The 15,365-nt window shown below is 45.6% G+C and carries 16 protein-coding genes and 1 riboswitch; of the genes, 7 read left to right on the top strand and 9 right to left on the bottom strand.

Annotated elements, in window-relative coordinates; all coding sequences use genetic code 11:
• Nucleotides 1–29 precede the first annotated feature (29 nt).
• The 4 genes from BW931_RS02020 to corA all read right to left on the bottom strand — a co-directional run bounded on the left by BW931_RS02020 (nucleotide 30) and on the right by corA (nucleotide 2,830).
• Nucleotides 30–965 (bottom strand): pyridoxal-phosphate dependent enzyme, encoded by a 936-nt coding sequence (locus BW931_RS02020; protein WP_076569544.1) that lies wholly within the window; start codon nucleotides 963–965, stop codon nucleotides 30–32.
• A gap of 139 nt (nucleotides 966–1,104) precedes the next feature.
• A complete protein-coding gene (locus BW931_RS02015; RefSeq protein ID WP_076569543.1) occupies nucleotides 1,105–1,632 on the bottom strand; it encodes an HD domain-containing protein in 528 nt (175 codons plus the stop codon).
• Nucleotides 1,633–1,702: 70 nt separating this feature from the next.
• On the bottom strand, nucleotides 1,703–1,867 hold the full coding sequence (locus BW931_RS13455; RefSeq protein ID WP_156330868.1) for a hypothetical protein: 165 nt from the start codon (nucleotides 1,865–1,867) through the stop codon (nucleotides 1,703–1,705).
• A gap of 21 nt (nucleotides 1,868–1,888) precedes the next feature.
• Complete coding sequence (gene corA, locus BW931_RS02010; protein ID WP_040609292.1) at nucleotides 1,889–2,830, bottom strand: magnesium/cobalt transporter CorA; 942 nt, start codon at nucleotides 2,828–2,830, stop codon at nucleotides 1,889–1,891.
• A 90-nt stretch (nucleotides 2,831–2,920) separates the two neighbouring features.
• Here corA and BW931_RS02005 point away from each other — a divergent pair, with 90 nt between their 5' ends.
• Nucleotides 2,921–3,508, top strand: coding sequence for a GNAT family N-acetyltransferase (locus BW931_RS02005; RefSeq protein WP_076569541.1), 588 nt, complete (start codon nucleotides 2,921–2,923; stop codon nucleotides 3,506–3,508).
• 50 nt (nucleotides 3,509–3,558) lie between these two features.
• Here the strand turns inward: BW931_RS02005 and BW931_RS02000 are convergent, their stop codons facing one another.
• On the bottom strand, nucleotides 3,559–4,485 hold the full coding sequence (locus BW931_RS02000) for a manganese-dependent inorganic pyrophosphatase (protein WP_076569539.1): 927 nt from the start codon (nucleotides 4,483–4,485) through the stop codon (nucleotides 3,559–3,561).
• Nucleotides 4,486–4,629: 144 nt separating this feature from the next.
• Here BW931_RS02000 and BW931_RS01995 point away from each other — a divergent pair, with 144 nt between their 5' ends.
• The 3 genes from BW931_RS01995 (at nucleotide 4,630) to BW931_RS01985 (ending at nucleotide 6,476) form a co-directional block, all read left to right on the top strand.
• The gene (locus BW931_RS01995; protein ID WP_008589575.1) at nucleotides 4,630–4,893 is read left to right on the top strand and encodes a hypothetical protein; all 264 of its coding nucleotides are present in this window, start codon (nucleotides 4,630–4,632) and stop codon (nucleotides 4,891–4,893) included.
• Between the two features lie 129 nt (nucleotides 4,894–5,022).
• Entirely contained in the window at nucleotides 5,023–5,760 is a 738-nt protein-coding gene (gene nfsA / locus BW931_RS01990) for an oxygen-insensitive NADPH nitroreductase (protein WP_076569537.1), read from the top strand.
• Between the two features lie 11 nt (nucleotides 5,761–5,771).
• A complete protein-coding gene (locus tag BW931_RS01985) occupies nucleotides 5,772–6,476 on the top strand; it encodes an NAD-dependent protein deacylase (protein WP_076569535.1) in 705 nt (234 codons plus the stop codon).
• Nucleotides 6,477–6,548: 72 nt separating this feature from the next.
• Here BW931_RS01985 and BW931_RS01980 read toward each other — a convergent pair whose 3' ends face one another.
• Complete coding sequence (locus tag BW931_RS01980; protein WP_076569534.1) at nucleotides 6,549–8,894, bottom strand: penicillin acylase family protein; 2,346 nt, start codon at nucleotides 8,892–8,894, stop codon at nucleotides 6,549–6,551.
• A 112-nt stretch (nucleotides 8,895–9,006) separates the two neighbouring features.
• On the opposite strand from BW931_RS01980, the gene BW931_RS01975 reads away from it, so the two are divergent.
• Nucleotides 9,007–9,483, top strand: a complete 477-nt coding sequence (locus BW931_RS01975; RefSeq protein WP_076569532.1) for a DUF456 domain-containing protein — start codon at nucleotides 9,007–9,009, stop codon at nucleotides 9,481–9,483.
• 61 nt (nucleotides 9,484–9,544) lie between these two features.
• Here BW931_RS01975 and thiT read toward each other — a convergent pair whose 3' ends face one another.
• From thiT to BW931_RS01960, 3 genes are all read right to left on the bottom strand, one after another.
• Complete coding sequence (thiT, locus tag BW931_RS01970; protein ID WP_076569531.1) at nucleotides 9,545–10,111, bottom strand: energy-coupled thiamine transporter ThiT; 567 nt, start codon at nucleotides 10,109–10,111, stop codon at nucleotides 9,545–9,547.
• 86 nt (nucleotides 10,112–10,197) lie between these two features.
• Nucleotides 10,198–10,297, bottom strand: a riboswitch (TPP riboswitch).
• A 55-nt stretch (nucleotides 10,298–10,352) separates the two neighbouring features.
• A complete protein-coding gene (locus BW931_RS01965) occupies nucleotides 10,353–11,099 on the bottom strand; it encodes an alpha/beta hydrolase (RefSeq protein ID WP_084193826.1) in 747 nt (248 codons plus the stop codon).
• Between the two features lie 114 nt (nucleotides 11,100–11,213).
• Nucleotides 11,214–11,456 (bottom strand): hypothetical protein, encoded by a 243-nt coding sequence (locus BW931_RS01960; RefSeq protein ID WP_076569527.1) that lies wholly within the window; start codon nucleotides 11,454–11,456, stop codon nucleotides 11,214–11,216.
• 233 nt (nucleotides 11,457–11,689) lie between these two features.
• Here BW931_RS01960 and BW931_RS01955 point away from each other — a divergent pair, with 233 nt between their 5' ends.
• Both BW931_RS01955 and aceA read left to right on the top strand, forming a co-directional pair.
• On the top strand, nucleotides 11,690–13,843 hold the full coding sequence (locus BW931_RS01955) for a malate synthase G (protein ID WP_076569525.1): 2,154 nt from the start codon (nucleotides 11,690–11,692) through the stop codon (nucleotides 13,841–13,843).
• A gap of 224 nt (nucleotides 13,844–14,067) precedes the next feature.
• Complete coding sequence (gene aceA, locus BW931_RS01950; protein WP_008589556.1) at nucleotides 14,068–15,351, top strand: isocitrate lyase; 1,284 nt, start codon at nucleotides 14,068–14,070, stop codon at nucleotides 15,349–15,351.
• The last annotated feature ends 14 nt before the right edge of the window (nucleotides 15,352–15,365 follow it).

Below are 15,365 nucleotides of genomic sequence, written 5' to 3'. Positions count from 1 at the left end.
AAGCAGCCCCATTACGTATCACCCGGCCTCTACAGTTGTTTCAGTATTTCCGCCCCGATATTATTCCCAGTTATTAAAATGACTACATTCTCTCCCTTTGGCAGCCGCTCTTCCAGTATCCATCCGACCCCGGAAGCAGCCGCACCTTCTACCAGCATTTTATGTCTGTCCAGCATGAATTTGATCCCATTTCCAATCTGTCTCTCCCCGACAAGTACGCTTTCATCCATCACCTGTTTCGTCATTTCATAAGTTAACGTATTCTCCTTCCCGAGCCCGCCGAGAAGGCTGTCAGCAAGCGTATCCTTTTCGGGAAGTGTAACCGGACCTCCCCTTTCGATACTTTCATGCATGACGGCACCTCCTTCCACGGAGACACCGGTAACCTTGATGGCTCCGTTGATCTTTTTGAGGCACGTGCCCACCCCCGACATCAGTCCTCCTCCGGAAAGAGGAACTAACACGTGATCCACAGAAGGGCACTGCTCTATTATTTCAAGTCCGATCGTCCCCTGCCCTGCAATTACTGCTTCATCATCAAACGGGGGGACTACTGTCACATCCGGAAGGGAATAACAGTATCTCTCAGCTTCGTCCTGACTTGTGCCGGTAACGACGACCCGGGCGCCAAGCTCCTCCAGACGTTTCTTCTTTACATCGGGGACTCTTTCAGAGATACATATAGTCGCAGGTATGCCTTCCTCCCGTGCCACATAGGCGACAGCAATGCCGTGGTTGCCTGTTGAAAACGCGGCCACCCCTTTTGCCTTCTCCAACTCAGTGAGCCCTTTTATTTTATTGGCAGCTCCTCTCAGTTTAAATGCCCCCGTAGGCTGTTCCGTCTCCAGTTTGAGATATACGTTCGCTCCCGTCTTTTTTGACAGAGCGTCCGAATATATACAGCGGGTTTTTTCTATCAGGGAGTCGATCCGCTGTTTCGCCCTGTAAAACTGCTGCAGCTGCATAACACTCCTCCTTTCGGATTTTTCTGATAAGTAATTATAGTATACATGAAAAAAGGTGCGCGCTTAAAGCGCACACCCTGTTTTATAACGAAAATCGACTATGAGGTTCTCCCCTGCTTAACCGTACGGACGACGTTTCTCAAACGCTTCCTGCATGAGGGTTTTCTACTGGGAAAATCTGTTCATCCAACTTCTGCAGCCTGCGGACGGCTTCTTTCCTCTCCATATTTCTGTAATGATGCCGTCCCTGCTCTTCCTCATTCAGCGTGTCCGCTTCCCATACTGCATTCTGCAACGGCGACCGCTGTGACCCGAGAGCGAAAGGGAGATAGCTGTCCGTATGAAGCAGTACACAAAGGGAGACTTCTTTGGCCGTTTCCCGATCTTCCCCGAGCCGGATCAGAAGTTTGTGAGCCCGTTCCGCACCTTTGATTGCGTGTATATCGTGTTTACGGTATTCATCGTAATTCCATTTTCCATCTGTATACCATTCGTAATGACCGATGTCATGCAAAAGAGCAGCTTTCGCAGCAATTTCTTCGTTAAGGTCACGTTCACGTGCAAGAGAAAAAGCGGTCTCAGCAACCGTTATCGCATGATAGATGCCTGAGCGTTGAAGGTATTTTTCTGTTATCCAATGAGAAAAAATGTTCTCTAACGTTACCATTCCCCTCGTCTCCTCTCCGAATTTTTACTGTTTAATATAGCATTATTCCCCTTTATGAGCAAATTTAAAACTATTCTTCCGAACCTTTACCTGTTCCGTTATAAACAGAGACGAACTGCTGCCTGAACAACCGCAGACTCCCATTGTTTCCCGGGGTCTCTTGTGAAACAATGGCTGAACAGGCGAGCAGAAGAAAATAGCAGTCGACTCTCTTCTTGAGAGCCGGCTGCTGCATAAATACGCCTGCCGGAAGCTTTTAATCAAACCATCCTTTTTTCCTGAAAAACACTATCATAGCAAACGCCATAATAATCATTAACGCCCAGACGATGAAATAGCTGTACTGGTATTGAAGCTCAGGCATATAGGCAAAGTTCATTCCATACACACCTGCTATAAACGTCAGCGGCAGGAAGATCATCGATACCACCGTCAGAAACTGCATTGTTTTGTTCTGTCTGTGCGATGTCATAGACAAATTACTGTCCCTTATATCCTGAGTCATTTCGCGGTTTGAGGCGATCATATCGGAAACTTTCAGTAAGTGATCATAAATATCCCGGAAATACTCCTTATGTTCGTATACATTTTCGAGATCATGCGTATAAAGCATACGATACACCATGTCTCTCATCGAATGTATCGTCTGACGCATCCGGAGCAGTTCCGAACGCCGGTCGAACAGTTCTTCCAGCATATCCTCCATCGATAAATCGTTGGTGTTATCTTCGAGATCGTTAATCTGATCCTCAATGGAATAAATGATCGGGAAGTAGGCATCCACCACCTGATCAAGAATTTTGTGAAGTATAACTGCTTCATCATAACGCTCGGGTCTTTGCTTTACCTGTTCCTTCACTTTTTCGATAACTGACGAAGGCTTCTTATGATAGGTGACGAGCACTCCCTCTTTTAAGAATACGTCGATCTCCCCTTTTTCAAGTGTATGGGGATCAAGCGTATGCAACACAAAAAAAGTGTGATCCCCATACCCGTCCAGTTTGGGGCGCTGCAGATCCTGGAAACAGTCTTCCACCGCAAGAGGGTGAAAGGAAAAATCACTTTCAAGCACTTTTTTCTCATCTTCGGCCGGACTGTCGAAGTCCACCCATTTCCACTCGTAAGATGCAGTTTTCCGGTTTACGTATTCACCGGTCTGCAGTCCGCTTTGAGATTCGTATACTAAGCTATGTAACATAATTTCACCTCTTTCGTCCCTGTTCATATTCCCACATTAGCCCCTGCATAATCTGATATACTTAATGAAAAAGGAAGGTATAATATAACTATGGTCAGAGAAATCAACTTACAAAAAAACGACATCACTCTCAGAAGCATCAGGGACGAGGATCTTCCTCTCCTGTACCAGCTGATTCACGGAGAAAAGGAACCGCTCTGGAAAAAGTACGAAGCCCCTTTTTACTCACTGGAACCTCACACATTGGAAAGTTACACAAACAGAGAAAATGCCCGGAAACAGCGGTTATCCGAAAATGAAGTCGACTCAAGACTTGTGATAGAGACAAACGGTGAAATCGTCGGTACCGTCGTCTATTACTGGGAAGAAAAACTGTCCTATTGGCTTGAAGTCGGGATCGGCATTTACAATCCGGCGTACTGGGGAAAGGGGATAGGAACCAGAGCCCTTAACATGTGGATCGACTATCTGTTTAGAGCCATGCCTCTCGTAAGAATCGGTATAAGAACCTGGTCCAAAAACGACCGGATGCTTCAGCTTGCTTCCAAACTGGGAATGAAAGAAGAGGCCAGAATAAGAAAGGCCCATCTTTACCGTGATTCCTATTACGATTCTGTACGCTTCGGCGTATTGCGGGAAGAGTGGTATCTTCCCGAAGAAAACATGCATAACGGATAAAAAAATACTGCCCGTTCAGACTTTCGGGGCAGCATTTTTATGAAAGCAGTTCAGCCGAATACTTTGTTCAATGGTGGTACGACCTGTTTTTTACGTGAAACTACACCTTCCAGTACAGCCTGGTCATCTTCGAGCTTAACGTCAAAAGCTTTCTCCACTGACTCTTTCTCCGTTCCTACTGTAAGTACTGTGGAGTCACTGTCGAGGATATCGGTAATCAGTAAAACAAAGAGATCATAATTGTTCTCGTCTACTTCTTTTTGCATAGCGTTTTCAAGCTCTGCTTTCCGCGTCAACACATCCGAAGTATCTACCGTATTCACCTGAGCTATCCTTACATTTTTTTCACCCATATCGAATGCTTTTGCATCCAGGGAGATGAGTTCTTCCGCGGACTTATCACTGATATCTGTTCCCGCTTTCAGCATTTCAAGTCCATACTCTTCAAGATTGATGTCTGCTTTCTCTGCAAGTTCCCTGGCAGCTTTCTCATCTTCATCCGTACAGGTCGGTGATTTAAAAAGAAGCGAATCGGATATAATGGAAGAAGCCATAAGTCCGGCCATCGTGTCCGAGACCTCCACATCGTTTTCTTTATACAGTTTGTTCAAGATTGTTGCTGTACAGCCGACAGGCTCTGCACGGTAATAAAGCGGACTTTTCGTTTCGAAGTTAGCTATACGATGGTGATCGATGACTTCTTTGATCTCGACTTGATCGATATCATCCGCACTTTGTTGGAACTCGTTGTGATCCACAAGAATGACTTCATCCGTTTCGTCCGCTACTGTTTTCACAAGACGCGGAGCTTCCTGATTGAAATAATTCAACGCATATTCCGTTTCCCCGTTCACTTCTCCGAGACGAACCGGCTCCACGTCGATCCCGAGTTTCTTTTTCAAATCGGCATATACGATAGCTGAACAGATCGTATCCGTATCAGGACTTTTATGTCCAAAAATTAAAGTTTTTGTCATGTTTATACCCCTTTCCTTTACTATTACGTACCCTAACCGATTATAGAATAAATAACCGGTAACGTCTATCCTTCTGTCGCCCTTGACATTATTCTTATCTGTGTTATTATTTAAAGAATACAATCTTATAAAGGAGGTTTGCCAATGTCGATTCTATTTGCCAATGAGCTGATAAAGTGGATACTTTTCCTTGTGTTTCTGGGAACAAGTTACATGTCTTATCAGTCTTATAAAGATGGAGTGACCGGACGTCAATTTACGCTTGGACTTCTTCATCTGTTTATCAGTCCTTTTTTTGCATATTCAATTGGACCACTCATTCTTGGTCTGGGTCTGATTCAAATTTACATGAGTACTATACAGTGGAAAAACAAAAAAGCCGCAAGACTTTTCAGTCGCATACACTAATCTGACCTCTATGTAATTCTTCCAGCCGGCCGCCTCCTCTTCGGCCACCGACCTTCTATTCGTGCGAATCTTTTTCTCTTTATGCTAAACTTTTAAAGAGAAGATTTGCACAATAGGAGGTTTTTTTAAATGAATTCAACAATAGAAACAATTTTGAATCACCGCTCTATACGTTCGTTCGAAGATACTCCCCTGGAAGATAAAACTATACGGACACTTATCGAATCCGCCCAGCAGGCTTCCACCTCAAGCTATATGATGGCGTACTCCATCATCGGGGTGACCGATGAAAACAAAAAACAGGCTTTAAAGGAGATATCCGGGCACCCGCATGTAACAAATAATGGACATCTGTTCATCATGTGTGCGGATTACAGAAGGATCACTTATGGAATGGATGAAGAAGTCAGGGACGATGTTGAAAAAAATCTGGAAAATACCGAACATCTCATGACTGCCGCTATTGATGCCGCCCTTGCCGCTCAAAACATGGCTATAGCCGCAGAATCAATGGGGCTTGGAATGTGTTACCTCGGAAGTCTGAGAAACGATATTACAAAAACTGATGAAATCCTTAACCTGCCCGGTCGCGTCGCTCCGCTGTTCGGCATCGCTGTCGGTGTTCCGGCCGAACAGCCAGAGAAGAAACCGAGACTACCAATGGAAGCTGTGTATTTTGAAAATGAATACAAAGAGCATAAAGATATTATTGAAGAGTTTAATCAGAATATCAGTGATTACTATGCATCGAGGTCCTCCAATCAACGTCGTGACACATGGACTCTTCAGATGCAGCGCAGATTTAAGAAACCGGTCCGCATGGATGTCACAGACTTTTTAAAAAGTAAGGGATTCAACAAACGATAAAGGGTGAGAGTATGATCCAGCAAATAAAGTCTCTTATCAACAATTCCGATAGTATTGCCGTATTAACAGGCGCGGGGGTATCGACAGCAAGCGGTATCCCTGACTTCCGTTCGAGTGAAGGACTGTGGACGGAAGACAAATCCAGAGAAGAGCTTATGTCTGCAGACTATTTTTACGAAAATCCGGAACGGTTCTGGCAATTTTACAAGTCGATATTCCGACTGAAACTGCTTCAGAATTACGGCCCGAACCAGGTTCATCATTACCTGAAAAGCCTTGAAGAGGAAGGCAGAGAAGTAAATATCATTACTCAAAACGTGGATGGTCTGCATGCAGAAGCGGGAAACGAAAATGTTACGGAATACCACGGTACTCTGAAAACAGCTACCTGTCCGGACTGCCATACGACGTATTCTTTCGAAAAGGTACTGGCTGAAGATGTGCCCGTTTGCACGTGCGGAACCGTGCTGAAACCGGATGTCGTTCTATTCGGAGATATGATCCATTCACACGAAAAAGCTGAAACGATGGTCAAACAGGCGGATATGCTTCTCGTTCTCGGTACGTCCCTTAGCGTCATGCCTTTCAATATGCTTCCTCTGGCAGCAACCGGTCCCAAAGTGCTGATCAATAATCATCCTACGTCGATGGACTATATGTTCGATTACCATATTCATGATGATTTATCCAGAGTTATAGAACAACTGAAAAAATAATGCACTTCAAAACCCCGGACATTTCTATGTCCGGGGGTTTTGATATGACAGGAACGTTTTGCCGCCTAATTTTTATTCAGGCGAAAGTATCAGCTTCTCTCCCTCGTCTTCGTCCAGTAGTGTACCATGATAGTCTCCATCCACCCAGTCACTATATTGATTGTGATACCATTTACTGTTAAAACGCTCCGACTGTCCGGGCCCTACTATGTGATAGCCTTTATCCATTTCGTCCGTATCAAGGATAAAGCGCCAGGAAGCTCCGTGATCCACTTTCCCGTTGCCATTATATCCTGCCGCTCTCACCGTAACCCGGCTGCCACTCACGGGCAACGATTCTTTCCGGTTATAAAACTTATCAAGGAAAGCTATATTTGAAAGAGGGTGTGTGAATTCCACCTGGTGATAATCTCCCCACGCCCACTCCTCCAGATTCTTCCCGTAATCCTCCTGAAGCTTATTGAATGAGTCCCGGAAGGCCTGCGTAATCACTTCCCCGCTTCCACCTGCTTCCTCCATCCATGCGGATTCTTTTCCTTCTCTTTCCATACGGAAAATTTCGTCCGTCGTCTGTGCTTTCCCGTGAAATAACGAATCGATATCATCAGGAATACTTGCGTAAAGACGATCCTCTATTTCATTTAACCAGTGATGGAAAAGCAAGGGCTGTGGAGCTTCTTTGTTATCCTCATAGTTCCATTCCTTAAGCAATTCCAGAGCTTCCTCTTCTTCCGCCGTCAGATTATTCTCATTCATTTCTTCCACGAAGAATGGAACAAATTCCTCAGCCTGCAGATTTTTAACATCCATCTGCATTTTCTTCACATCCTCCACAGTTACGGCGTCATCTTCCTCCAGCATTTCAGCTATCCGTTCATATCTGTAAGGCTGCGCCCAATTATTCGTAATATGGTAAGGGTACTCTTCTGTCGTGATTTTATTGTTCGCTGTAGCGATCCATCCCCTGTCCGGATTGACAACTGTCGGTAATTCATCGAAAGGAATGAAACCTTTCCACTGATCCTCTTCTTTCCATCCCCTTAAAGGAAGGCCGGCATCGTCCGGGTTATCGTAAACAGGGATCTTTCCATTCGCCTTATATGCTATAGTACCGTTACTTGAAGCGAACACAAAGTTCTGAGCAGGAGTATGAAAGTCTTCGAGTCCTTTTTCAAATTCTTCCCAGTTCGAAGCCTGATTAATGTTGAGTATGGCTTCCAGTTCTTTTGAGGGGTCATGTGCCGTCCAGCGCATGGATAAAGCTTCCCCCTCCCCGGCTCCTTCTGCGAATTCATTAATGATCGGCCCGTTTCTCGTTTCGACCACTTCATATTCTATCGTTTCCCCGCCACTTACTTTTATCGGTTCCTGATGCACCACAGCATCCTCCCACTTTCCTTCGAACTGAAATTGTTCACGGTTTTCCGGATTTCTTTTCTCGACGTACAGCTGTTGCACATCAGGACCGACGTTTGTCACGCCCCAGGCTACGTCATCATTATGACCGAGAATGATTCCCGGTACCCCTGCAAAAATAACACCGCTCACGTTGTGGGAAGGAGCACTCAGTTTCATCTGATACCAGATCGAAGGACTGGCGATTCCGAGGTGAGGATCATCAGCAAGCAGAGGTTTCCCGGACTCCGTTCTCTCTCCGCTTACCACCCAGTTGTTGCTGCCATTAAAAGGGTTAGGCATGACCGCTTCAGTAAAGTCTCCCGCTATATCAAGATTTACATCATCGAGCACAGCCGGTTTATTCTCCGGGTAATGAGCCATCACTTCGGAGGCCTTCTCTTCAGAAAAATTATTCATCGCGTAATACTGAAAAGCCTGGCGTTCCCAGTGCCCTCCAAGGTCATGTGCCATAAATTTTCCTATTGTCAGAGAATCCACCGGTGTCCACTTCTCAGGTTTCGCCTGCAGAAGTGTAAATGCCGGGGGAAGCCGGTTTTCGGCATCCGCTTTATCAATGTATGCATTCACTCCCGAAGCGAATGCCTCCAGAGCCGCCTTTCCTTCTTTGGAATATTCTTTTAAAGATGCTTCGGCCGCTCTCCTTAATCCGAGCGCTCGAAAAAACTTGTCCTGTTCCACCGTAGAGGACCCGATCAGCTCACTCAGTTCGCCGGAAGCCTGACGACGGGAAAGTTCCATTTGCAGCAGGCGGTCCTGAGCCTGTACGTATCCTTGAGCCATATATAAATCTTCGACGGAATCCGCTTCTATGTGAGGCACCCCTTCCTCGTCCCTCAGAACAGTAACTTCGGAAGACAGCGCTTCCAATTTAAGTTCGCCTTCCGTATCAGGAAGCGTTCGCTGGATAAACACTATAATAAACAGAGCTGCCGCCAGAATTAACACACCTGCAATGACGGCTGCTCGAGTCAATACTCTCTTCCAACCCGTTTTTTTCACTTTTTTCTTCCCCCTTTTACTACATTATAGTCAGTGTTCTTACAAAAGAACAGAATATTTTGGACCCTGGCACCTTTGAAGAGTACAATGATAGTCAAAAGGAGGCGCATTTATGGAGTTTGTTCTATGGTCGCTTATTATTGTATTGTTTCTCAGCAGCTTTGCAAGTCTCATTTTCCCCATCATTCCCGGGCCACTCGTATTATGGGCCGGTTTCCTCCTGAGTATCTGGCTGGACGGTCGGCTATCCGTCTGGTTCTGGGCGGGTGCAATAATTCTTACGGTTTTACTCATCGTATCTGATATGGTAGCAAACAGTATTTCCGTCAAGAAATACGGGGGAAGCAAATGGGGCGAAGCCGGAGCAGTCGCAGGTGTAATCGCCGGTTCGTTCATCATACCTCCTTTCGGAATACTGATTGTTCCTTTTGTTCTGGTTTTCGTTATCGAACTGGGCATCGAAAAAAATACCCGTTTCGCCTTCCGCGCAGCTGTCGGAACGCTTATCGGTTTTCTCAGTGGAACTGCAGCCAAGTTTATAATTCAGATGCTTATGATCGGGTGGTTCATCTTTTCATATTTCAACTGACACAAATCATTTAATACATAGCCAAAAAATTCCGGTCCCGAACGTATCAGGACCGGAAATCTTATAATCGCAATAACAATTTATGCCGCCTGGACATTAACAGACTGATTACGACGGCACTCGCTATAAAGGAAGGGAGCATATACCCGCCGTTATAAAGCAGAGAATAAATCCATACCGGCTGACCTTCTGCCAGGTAGCCGAAAAATATCATCCCCGCCCCGAAATGAGTAAGGAAGCGCAAGGCACTCCCGATGAATGTTCCGATAATCACATACACAAGAACGAATTTTACGTTGTTGTTCTTCGCGCTTGCTTTCAGTTGGGAAGACACCACTCCTGCGACCCCGATAATGGCGAAAGCTACAACGTAGTCGAGAAAAGCCTGGACGGGGTGTACGATAAATGCGCCCGTAAAAAACTGAAAGAAACCGAACAGTAATCCTGTGATCATACCACCCGAGACGCCCCAACGGAAGGCCATCAGAATAACCGGTATCATAGCGAATGAGATGGATCCTCCCTGAAACCAAAGCTTAATGGATAAAAAAGGAAGAATATCAAGCAATAGAGCAATTGCTGCAAATATTGCACCTTCCACAAGAAAAAGTACGCGCTGTTGTTGCATTGTATATCCCCTTTCTGAATACACAAAAGAAGCAATGCCTCAAAGGGAAGCTTTCTGATGAAGGCTCCCACCTTTTAAGCATTGCTCATCAAAAAAGCCACCATTCCTGCGCCAGTGCTAACTGACAGGTTCGAAGGGTCTGAACTTGCGTCCACTCTCAGCCGTTAGGCTCCCCTTGAAGGCTCTATTCTCCGTGTTTTGTTACTTTCTATCATAACGTACTGATCAGAAAAGTACAAATTCAATTTTCCTTGGCATTGAAATACTTTTCAAAAAACTCCAGAGTTCTTTCGATGATCAATTCCTGGTCATTATCAAGAGTTGCCACGTGGTAACTGTCTTCCAGAGGAACCAGTTCTTTTCCTTCCGAAAAAACCATGTCGAATATCGTCTGACTGTTCTCCGGAGGAACTATGTGATCTTCTTCGGAAGCGAAAACTAAAAGAGGAGCCGACACTTCGCTTAACTGCTCGTGTACTTTAGCCATGATGTTGGTCAGATGGTTAAGGGAACGGACGGGTGTTTTGTCATAGGCGAGTTCAGTAGCTCCTTCTTTTTTGATATCAGAACCTATTGCATCAATGAAACGGGATTCAGAATCCGCCAAGCTGCTCATGTCAGGTACATCGATAGCCGGATTGATAACCGCGACTCCATCCACCTCTCTCGTAGAAGCCAGATAAAGACTTAATGTTCCCCCAAGAGACAAGCCGGTGACGAATACACAGTCACATCGGTTCTTAACCCATTCAAAAGCCTCTTCTGCCGAGCGAATCCAGTCTTCTGCAGTGGATTCTTCCATATCATAAGGAGTGGTTCCATGCCCCTTAAGTCTCGGACATGCCACCGTATACCCATGTGCTGTATAGGCATCCACAAGAGGCTTCATGCTCTGAACTGTTCCGGTAAAGCCATGTAATACTACGATTCCTATTTCATTCCCTTCGTTAAAAACAGCTTCTGCACCCTCCATTACGTTCTGATTCATCCCTTCCATCCTCCCTGTCTATTATAGAAATACTATTTCTTTACTCCCGAACATTAATGTCCCCGGATATACTGGACATCCGGGGGGGTAGATCTCGTGCATGTTTTAAGTTTGTCATTTAATATTAAACTGTGTCACTGCAGCCTGACCTTCCAGGTAGAATGCCTCCACCGAATTCGTATAAACGGCGACGCCACTTTCGAGAAACCACCATCTGTCACGTTCCAGCTGCTTGGTTATAAATTCAGTAGCTTCCCGTTTGGTCATTTCCTCACTGATTTCCAGTTCATGTTTCACTTCACGTCGACTATCCAGCAATAACACCATATGCCAATTCTTTTTAGCTTCTTCGGCCATTGTTACATCCACTCCTTCATATGTAGGTTTCCAATCATTATTACCCCTAATACGTACAAATTAATCATAAAATATTAAATTTCTGTACCGCCGACTTTTCAATTAAAAATAATTTTCTAAATTTTTAACAAAATGTATTGACTTACTTTCCTGTTGTTATATAATACAAATTAAGAAATAAAACTGTTATGAAACAGAAGAGCATTATACATAACAGTAAGGAGGCTTATTCTTTGGGAAACTATCAATCCATCGGTACTTATCAAGTCGACACTGTATTATATCAGTTTATTGAACAGGAAGTGTTACCCGGTCTCCCCCTCTCTTCGAAGGAAGTGTGGGGAGGGCTCACAAAAATTCTTGATGAATTCAGCTCTGAAAACAGCAGACTTTTGCAGACCAGAAACCAATTACAACAGAAAATCGATGAATACCACAAATCAGCTTCCAATGAAGATTATCTTTCTTTTTTAAAGTCCATCGGTTATCTGGAAGAGAAAAAACCCGACTTCAAAATCAGCACAACCAACGTAGATTCTGAAATGAAGGAACAGGCCGGTCCCCAGCTCGTCGTGCCACTGACAAACGAAAGATATTCCCTCAATGCAGCTAACGCACGCTGGGGCAGTATGTATGACGCTTATTACGGTACAGATCTGATCGCTGAAGAACCCGGTATCGAAAAAGGTTCTTCCTACAATCCCGAGAGAGGTAAAGAAGTAATCAGACAGGGACGGATTCGACTGGACGAGTGGTTCCCTTTGGCAGAAGGAAGTCACCAGGACGCAGTGAGATATGCGGTAGTGAACGGGGAATTGTGTGTGGAACTTACTGACCGTTCCCGAAAGAAACTTAAAAACCCTTCTTCCTTCCTTGGCTGTCAGGGGGACTGCCGCAAACCGCAGGCAATACTGCTTAAACATAACGACCTTCACGTTGAACTGCAGTTCGATCGTAATCACCCGGTCGGCCAGATAGACGATGCAGGAATTAAGGATATCCAACTGGAATCCGCCATCACAAGTATTATGGACTGCGAGGACTCCGTCGCATGCGTCGATGCCGAAGATAAAATCAAAGCTTATCGTAACTGGCTCGGGCTGCTTAAAGGAGACCTTACGACCACGTTCGATAAAAAAGGAGAAACCATTAAACGCTCTCTTCATAAAGATCGGAAATATCGCACTGCGGAGGACGAAGAGCTTCACTTGAAAGGCAGAGCACTTATGCTTGTCAGAAACGTAGGTCACTTAATGACAAACCCGGCAGTTATCGACAATAACAACAATCCGGTGTATGAGGGCCTGCTCGACGGTTTCTTCACCAGCCTGATCGGTATGCACGACCTGAACCTGAGACAAAATTCAACGGAAGGTTCTATTTACATCGTCAAACCGAAAATGCACGGATCGGAAGAAACGGCTTTTACCAATAACCTGTTCAATAAAATAGAAGATGTTCTGCAATTACCGAGGTATACCCTGAAAGTCGGGGTAATGGACGAGGAACGAAGAACTTCCCTGAATCTTCACAACTGTATTTTTGAAGTGCGCAACCGGGTGGTGTTCATCAATACCGGCTTCCTGGATCGTACGGGGGATGAAATCCATACGTCCATGGAAAAAGGACCTATGATTCCTAAAGGAGAAATGAAAGGAAGTGAATGGCTCAGCGCTTACGAAGCAGCCAACGTACGTACCGGTATAAAAGCAGGGTTCATCAAAAACGCTCAAATAGGTAAAGGGATGTGGGCTAAACCCGCAGAGATGAAAGCTATGCTTGCAGAAAAAATCAACCACCTGAAAGCAGGAGGAAATACAGCATGGGTGCCGTCCCCGACTGCAGCCACCATTCATGCGATGCATTATCATGAAGCATACGTCCCTGATATTCAGAATGATATCCCGAGGGATGACCCTTCCGAAATGATGCTTACTATCCCGGTGGCTACTCCCCCGGAAGATAAAGAAGTTGTACTGAATGAAGTCAGAAATAATGCTCAGGGGATTCTCGGATATGTCGTGCGCTGGGTGGAACAGGGTATCGGCTGTTCAACTGTACCTGATATCCATGACACCGGCCTTATGGAAGATCGTGCAACATTGCGCATTTCGAGTCAGCACATAGCGAACTGGATCAGACACGGTGTAGTCTCTGAAGAGGAGGTAAAACAGATAATGAAACAAATGGCAGAAGTGGTCGACAGACAAAACGAGGGCGATCCGAATTACAGGAAAATGAGCCCGGATTTTGAACAATCTATCGCTTTTCAAGCCGCTTCCGACCTTGTGTTTCTCGGTACAGATCAGCCAAACGGTTACACTGAACCGATTCTTCACAGACGCCGCCTTCAATTTAAAGCCAGCCAATTTACCAAAACTGTATAAGGAGGAGATAAAAAATGGAAAAATACCAGACCTTCACTAATTCGTGCCACAGATGCGGTGTCGATCACAGCAGTCATAAAGAAGCAGTTGAATGCTGCACCAACGCAGACGGAAACTCCTGAATTCAGCCTGAGTAAAGGAGGGCTCCGGGTTCGACGCCCTCCCCCATATTAGTTTTTCTGTTGTATAACAATACTAATTATATATTAAAGGAGAGATTTTAAATGAACAGAGAAGAACAGATTAGACAGTTGGAAAATCAATGGGCAAGCGAACGTTTTCAGGGAGTGGAACGTCCTTACAGTGCAGAAGAAGTATTGAAACTTCGCGGTTCTGTCGTAGTAGAACAGACGCTGGCTCGCATGGGCGCTGACCGCCTTTGGAATTTGCTACATAAACGTGACTACGTAGCCGCACTCGGGGCTTTAACCGGTAACCAGGCTATGCAGCAAGTTAAAGCCGGTCTCGAAGCTATTTATCTGAGTGGCTGGCAGGTAGCTGCCGACGCCAACCTTTCCGGTCAAATGTATCCCGATCAAAGTCTTTATCCTGCTAACAGTGTACCGCAGGTTGTGAGAAGAATTAACCAGACATTTCAACGCGCCGATCAGGTGGAACACGCGGAAGGAAAAGGCGATAAAAACTGGTTCGCTCCGATTGTAGCGGATATGGAAGCCGGGTTCGGTGGCCCGCTGAACGTATTTGAACTGACTAAAGGCATGATTGAAGCCGGAGCTGCCGGTGTGCATCTCGAAGATCAGCTCGCCTCCGAAAAGAAATGTGGTCACCTGGGCGGGAAAGTTCTTCAGCCTACTCAGACCGCTGTAAAACATCTCATTTCTGCTCGACTGGCTGCTGACGTTATGGACGTCCCGACCGTCATCATAGCAAGAACAGACGCCAACGCTGCCAACCTGATTACGAGCGATGCCGATCCGTACGACCATGAATTCATTACAGGAGAGAGAACAGCCGACGGATTTTATCGCACCACTCCGGGAATCGACCAGGCCATTTCCCGCGGGCTCGCTTACGCTCCTTACGCAGACTTGATCTGGTGTGAGACTTCGGAACCTAACCTGGAAGAAGCACAAAAATTCGCAGACGCTATACACGAGAAGTACCCGGGCAAAATGCTGGCTTACAACTGTTCCCCATCGTTTAACTGGGAGAAAAAGCTTGACCAGGAAACGATCGGTAAATTCCAGGTGGAGCTCGGTAAAATGGGATACAAATTCCAGTTCGTCACTCTAGCAGGGTTCCATGCATTGAACCACAGCATGTTCGAACTGGCCCGCAAATATAAAACCGAGGGGATGGGTGCCTACTCCGAACTGCAACAGGCTGAATTCGCTTCGGAAGAAAATGGTTATACAGCTACAAGACACCAGCGGGAGGTCGGAACCGGTTACTTCGATGAAGTGTCAATGGCAATTTCCGGAGGGACGTCTTCCACTACAGCTTTGGCCGGATCAACAGAAAGTGAACAATTCGTGACTAATAAATAGGCACTGCAAAAACC

The sequence above is a fragment of the Salimicrobium salexigens genome (assembly GCF_900156705.1).
Classification (GTDB): Bacteria; Bacillota; Bacilli; order Bacillales; family Halobacillaceae; genus Salimicrobium; species Salimicrobium album.
Note: the sequence above shows the minus strand (reverse complement) of the source record. Positions and strands in the feature narration are given on the sequence as shown.